At 70.5% G+C, this 6,055-nt stretch carries 4 protein-coding genes; 1 reads left to right on the top strand and 3 read right to left on the bottom strand.

The features are described from left to right. Window positions 1–592: 592 nt before the first annotated feature. The 3 genes from ACWGL3_RS30400 to ACWGL3_RS30410 form a co-directional block, all read right to left on the bottom strand. Entirely contained in the window at window positions 593–1,972 is a 1,380-nt protein-coding gene (locus ACWGL3_RS30400; RefSeq protein WP_452462086.1) for an LCP family protein, read from the bottom strand. A 188-nt stretch (window positions 1,973–2,160) separates the two neighbouring features. After that, the gene (locus ACWGL3_RS30405) at window positions 2,161–3,594 is read right to left on the bottom strand and encodes an LCP family protein (protein WP_267948849.1); all 1,434 of its coding nucleotides are present in this window, start codon (window positions 3,592–3,594) and stop codon (window positions 2,161–2,163) included. 170 nt (window positions 3,595–3,764) lie between these two features. Continuing rightward, window positions 3,765–4,247: an RDD family protein gene (locus ACWGL3_RS30410; protein WP_267948848.1), complete on the bottom strand. Its 483-nt coding sequence runs from the start codon at window positions 4,245–4,247 to the stop codon at window positions 3,765–3,767. A 330-nt stretch (window positions 4,248–4,577) separates the two neighbouring features. Between ACWGL3_RS30410 and glnA the strand changes: the two genes are divergently transcribed. Then, window positions 4,578–6,002 carry a type I glutamate--ammonia ligase gene (gene glnA, locus ACWGL3_RS30415; RefSeq protein WP_267948847.1) on the top strand — a complete coding sequence of 475 codons (1,425 nt, stop codon included), beginning with the start codon at window positions 4,578–4,580 and terminating at the stop codon, window positions 6,000–6,002. The last annotated feature ends 53 nt before the right edge of the window (window positions 6,003–6,055 follow it).

The raw sequence follows: 6,055 nt of genomic DNA on the forward strand, positions 1-6,055 counted from the left end.
CGTCGCACCGACAGGTGCGGCGGCCCCCGTTCGCGTGCGCGGCCGTGCCGCTTCCCGCCCGCCCCGGCGCGGCCCGCAGGCCCCCTCCCGGCAGGCGAGCCCCCGGCCCAGTGCGGCACGGGTGGGGAAGCGGATCGCCCCCGCCCGGTCGTTCTCGGGCACGGACGGGTCGACGCCGGTGCCACCGACTCGTTCGGCGGGCCCGGTGAGGGTCGTACCGCGTCGGGCCGAAAGCTCGTCCAGGCGCACGCGGACGCCGTCGTCCTTTTCGGGGGCGTCGGACCGGTCCCCCGACGTCCCGGCGCCTCCCGGCGCCCTTGCGGAGGACCTCCGCCGACGCGGCCGTGAGGAAGCCGGTGAAGAGGTGGACGAGGCAGACGCCGCCCTCACCGATCGGGTCCGACCCGACGTCGAACCCGTCCGGGCCCGGGGCGGCGGTCCGGAGGGGCCCGTCGCGCACCGCCTCGGACGGGGCTCGCCCCCGGCGACGCGAACGGCCCTCCCGGACCGGCCCGGAACACGACGAGGCCCCGTCGGCACCGGACAGGCGCCGACGGGGCCCCTCGACGCGGCAGCGCCGCCGTTCCGGGGCCTACTCGCAGGAGACCGTGTCGTCGGCGGCCGAGGTGCCCTCCAGCTCAGCGAGGGCGCCGCTGCCGCCCCCGCCGTCGCCCCCGAAGGTGATGGGGCCCCAGTCGTCGGCGCCCATCACCAGCTCCAGCTCCGTCCCGAGGTCGGGGACCTCCTCGATCTGGGCGGCGGAGAGCACCGAGGCGAGCTCCTCGGCGTGCGCGGCCTGGCCGGGGCCGTGGTAGACCGTGGTGGCGGTCGGCTGCCGCGCCCCGGGGTTGCCCGTCCCGGTGACGACGAAGCCGCCCTCCAGGAGGCGCTGCTCGACCTGGCTCCCCAGCCCGTCGACGCCCGTGCCGTTGAGGACCCGGACGGAGACGTCCCCCGGCTCGACGGGGGCCTCCTCCTCCGCCTCCTCCGGGGCGGCCTCCTCCTCTTCCTCCTCCAGCACCTCGCCGGAGGCCACCGAGGCGAAGAGCTCGTCGGCGGCGGGCTGCTGGAACGCGACCTTGTTCGGGTCGCTGGGGGCGTCGACGACCGGGACCGTCACCATGTTCATCCGCCCGAGGTCCACCTGGCGCATGGCGATGGCCAGTTCGGCCATCTTGTCGGTGGTCAGGCCGTCGTCGGTCACCATGCTGTCGGTGACCGAGCCGATGAAGTCGTAGAGGGTGGTCGGGCTGCTCAGGATGTCGCCGCCGGTGACCTCGCGCAGGATCGCGCCGATCATCCGCTGCTGGTTCTCGATCCTGTTCAGGTCGCTGCCCTGCTCGGTGCTGTCCCGGGACCGCGCCAGGCCGAGGGCCTGCTCGCCGTTCAGGGTCTGCATCCCGGCGTCCAGCCGCAGGTGGGCCTTGGGGTCGTCGATCGGTTCGGGGACGCACATCTCGATGCCGCCGACGGAGTCGACGATGTTCTGGAACCCGGCGAAGTCGACCATCACCATGTGGTCGAGGTGGATGCCGGTGAGCGTCTCCACGGTGTTGCCCTGGCAGTCCATGCCGCCGTAGGTCATGGCGTGGTTGAGCTGGTCCACCGTCCCGGCGGTCACCCCCGGCGCCTCGCCGTTGGGCGCGCAGTCGGGCATCTCGATGATGAGGTCGCGCGGCATGTTGACCATGGTCACCCCGCCCCGGTCCACGTCGATGCTCACCACGACCAGCACGTCGGGCCGGATGCCGTTCAGCTCGTTGTAGGAGGCGTCCTCCCCCGCGCGCTCGTCGGTGCCGAGCAGGAGGATGTTGTGGATGCCGTCCACCTGGCTGGGGCGGTCCCCCCAGGCGTCGGTGTTGATCTCCTCGGTGGCGATGCTGAGGGCGTCCCGGTACCCCGCGTAGGCGGTCAGGCTCGTCGCTATGAGCACTCCGGTCACCCCGCACGCGACCCACTGACCGAGACTCATCCTCGCGGCGAGGGCCGAAGACACGTTTCTGGGAGCCAAGAGGGCACCTGCGATCCGGTATGGGACAAGGGCGGGTCCGCTCGGAGGAGAGCACCGCGCGGAGGGCGCGGGGCGACGCGGACGTAACGGCCGGATGGTACCGGAAGGGTACGCACCGTGTCAGATCGTATCCGGCTCGGAGGTCCGGATCAGCAGGCGCTCTCCGTCTCCTCCGCGGTGATGCCGCCGAGGTCGTCGGTGACCGAGACCTCCGGCGCGGAGGAGGCCCCGTCGGCGAACCCGGCCCAGTCGGGGGCCAGGACCAGCTCAAGGGTCTGGGAGAGGCCCTCGGCCTCCTCGGTGACCGCGGACTCCATGGACCCGGCCAGCATCTCGGCCGCGGCCTCCTCGCCGGGGGCGTGGTACACCGTCGTGGCCTCGGGGAACCGGGCGACCGGGTTGCCCGTGCCGGTGACCGTGTAGCCCTCTCCGGCGAGGACCGCCTGCACCTCCAGGGCAAGGCCGTCGACGCCCGCGTTGTTGAGGATCTCCACGGAGACGTCCTCGGGGGCCGGGCCCTGCTCGGCCTCCCCCTCCGACTCCCCCTCGGACTCACCGCCGCCGTCCTCCCCGCCGCCCGCCAGGTCGGCGCCGGCGTTGATCGCCTCGAACAGGGCGGGGGCCTCGTCGCTCATGACCAGGCGGTTGGGGTCGGCGGGGTGCTGGCCGTTGGGGACCGTCACGAACTGGATGCGCTGGAGGTCGACCTCGCGCATGGAGATGGCGAGGTCGGTCATGGTGTCGACGGTGAGCTCGTCGTCGGTGGTGACCGAGTCGGTGACGGCGCCGAGGAAGTTGGTGATGGTGACCGGGCTGGTCATGACCTCGCTGCTGAGCACCTGGCGCAGCATCGCGCCCATGAACTCCTGCTGGCGGTCGATGCGGGACAGGTCGCCGCCGTCGCCCTGCGCGTAGCGGGAGCGCACGAACCCGAGAGAGTCCTCGCCGTCCAGGGTCTGGAGCCCGGCGTCCAGGACCAGGTGGGCCTTGGGGTCGTCCACGGGCTCGGGGATGCACATCTCCACGCCGCCGATGGCGTCGACCATGTCCTTGAACCCGGTGAAGTCCATCATGACGAAGTGGTCGAGGTGCACGTCGGTCGCGTTCTCGACGGCCTGCCACTGGCAGCCGATACCGCCGAAGGTCATCGCGGAGTTGATCATGCCGCTGTGCGGCGACATCCCCTCGTACCCCTCGACCGCCTCGCACGCGGGCAGGTCGACGACCAGGTCGCGGGGCAGGTTCACGAGGGTGGCCGCCCCGTTGTCGACGTTGATGCTGGCGATGAGCATCGTGTCGGGCCGCTCGCCCTCCGCCTCGCCGTAGTCGGCGTTCTCCCCCGAGCGGACGTCGGAGCCGATGATGAGCAGGTTCATCACGCCCTCGACGCTGGTGGGGCGGTCCCACGTCGTGTCCACCTGCGTGGTGGTGATGTTGCCGACGATGCCCTGGTACCAGCCGTAGCCTCCCAGGCTGACGACGACGGCGAGGGCGGTGGCGGCGCAGGCGACCCACTGTCCTGCGGACATCCGCACGGCACCGAGCGCGCCCGAGGGGCGGGGAGTGGAGCGTCTTCCAGCCATGCGAACCTTCGGAGGGTGCGATGAGACGTGGGGGGAGGTGCGGGGGCAGGACACCGTGAGGGTCGCGACCGTCCCCGGGGAAAGCGATGAACGGATGCTAACAGCAGCGGAAGCCCTGTCCGTACAGCCGTTCCGGCTGTCCGGTGGGACCGGTTCCTCTCAGTGAGGACTCAGTAACGCGTCGCCACCGTACCCGCGGCGCGGTCGTGCAGCCCGCGGGTGTCCCGGTCGTAGATCACGGCCGGGATGACCAGGCACAGCAGGACCGTGCGCACGGTCATCGACACGAACCACGGCCAGGAGCGCTCACCGGTGGCGGTGATGCCGACGCCGACGAGTCGGCGCCCGACGGTGGTGCCGAAGAGGGTGAGGAGGAGGATGCTCACCACGGCGAAGACCACCAGGGCGGTGTTGCTGAGCATCGGGACGACCTCCTCCTGGGAGGCGGCGCCCGCTCCGACGACGCCCAGGCGGTAGAGGCCCCAGGCGATCATGAGGGCCAGGCACCAGTCCAGGGCGAGGCCGACGAGGCGCCTGATGACGCCGGGGACGGAACCGGACCCCTCCTCCGGCAGGCCGAGGCGGTTCCCCCGGTACTGGAAGTCGTCCTCGTGGATGGCCCCGGCGGCGCCGCCCCGGCTCTCGTCGCTCATGGCATCCACGGTATCCACCCGGTGGAGGGACCGGTCCGCGGGACGGCGGGACGGGGCGTGAGCAGGGCGACGGACACGCGTGGCCCGGACCACAACCACCCGTTCCGTGTGTCCCGATTTCGCACCCCGAGCGGTGGAATCACCGGGTCAGGCTGGTTGGTCTGCGAAAACGCCTGGCTCCGTAACATGCAGGAAACAATAGAGACATGGCACGGAAATCACGCGCTCCTAGCTTCGTTGACGAAGCCGGGAGACGGCGCGTGATCCGACGTGTCCGCGATGGAGCGGGCTCCGGTCCCATCGTCTCAGACACCTGCACGGAGGTTCGTTTTGTTCAGCAGCGTCGACGAGGTGCTCGCCTACATCCGGGACGAGGACGTCAAGTTCCTCGATGTCCGATTCACGGACCTGTTCGGGGGCGTCAACCACGTCACCCTCCCGACCTCGAACGTCGACGCCTCGACGTTCACCGACGGCCAGATGTTCGACGGGTCCTCGATCCGCGGCTTCCAGGCCATCCACGAGTCCGACATGCTGCTGCTGCCCGACCTGAGCACCGGCGTCCTGGACCCGTTCCGCAAGCACAAGACGCTGAACATGACGTTCTTCGTCCACGACCCGCTGACGCTGGAGTCCTACAGCCGGGACCCGCGCAACGTCGCCCGCAAGGCCGAGGCCTACCTCAAGGGCTCCGGGGTCGCGGACACCGCCTTCTTCGGCCCCGAGGCCGAGTTCTACATCTTCGACGACGTCAAGTTCGAGACGCGCTCCAACACCGGCTACTACGAGATCGACTCCATCGAGGGCGCCTGGAACACGGGCTCCGCGATCGAGGGCGGCAACCGCGGCTACCGTCCCCGGTACAAGGGCGGCTACTTCCCGGTCGAGCCGGTCGACCACTACAGCGACCTGCGCTCCGACATGGTGCAGACGCTGATCGACGCGGGCATCGACGTCGAGCTCCAGCACCACGAGGTCGGCACCGCCGGCCAGGCCGAGATCGGCATCAGGTTCGGCACGCTGCTCCAGCAGGCCGACAAGGTGCAGCTGTACAAGTACATCGTCAAGAACGTCGCCAACGAGGCGGGCAAGACGGCCACGTTCATGCCCAAGCCGCTGTTCGGCGACAACGGCTCCGGCATGCACTGCCACCAGAGCCTGTGGAAGGACGGCGAGCCGCTCTTCTTCGACGAGTCGGGCTACGGCCAGCTCTCCGACACCGCGCGCTACTACATCGGCGGCCTGCTCAAGCACGCCGACGCCCTGCTCGCCTTCACCAACCCGACGGTGAACTCCTACCACCGCCTGGTGCCCGGCTACGAGGCCCCCATCAACCTCGTCTACAGCCAGCGCAACCGCTCCGCCTGCATCCGCCTGCCGCTCACGGGCTCCAACCCGAAGGCCAAGCGCATCGAGTTCCGCGTGCCGGACCCGTCGGCCAACCCGTACCTGGCCTTCTCCGCCATGCTGATGGCCGGGATCGACGGCATCAAGAACAAGATCGAGCCGCCGGAGCCGGTCGACAAGGACCTCTACGAGCTGCCCCCGGCGGAGGCCTCGGCCATCAAGACCGTCCCGGCCTCGCTCGACGACGCCCTGCTGGCGCTGGAGGCCGACCACGAGTTCCTGCTCGAGGGCGGCGTGTTCACCAAGGACCTCATCGAGACCTACGTGGACTTCAAGCGCACCGAGGAGATCGACTCCCTGCGCCTGCGCCCGCACCCGCGCGAGTTCGAGCTCTACTACGACATCTAGGCGGTGACGCCCCGGCGTGCGCCTTCCGCAGGAGCGATCCACGGAAGGCGCAC

This window comes from Nocardiopsis sp. NPDC055824 (genome assembly GCF_053616335.1).

What these genes read in the sequence shown, in the direction of transcription:
- ACWGL3_RS30400 (WP_452462086.1), bottom strand. Translation starts at nt 1,972, where the DNA reads ATGAGTCTCGGTCAGTGGGTCGCGTGCGGGGTGACCGGAGTGCTCATA.
- ACWGL3_RS30405 (WP_267948849.1), bottom strand. Translation starts at nt 3,594, where the DNA reads ATGGCTGGAAGACGCTCCACTCCCCGCCCCTCGGGCGCGCTCGGTGCC.
- ACWGL3_RS30410 (WP_267948848.1), bottom strand. Translation starts at nt 4,247, where the DNA reads ATGAGCGACGAGAGCCGGGGCGGCGCCGCCGGGGCCATCCACGAGGAC.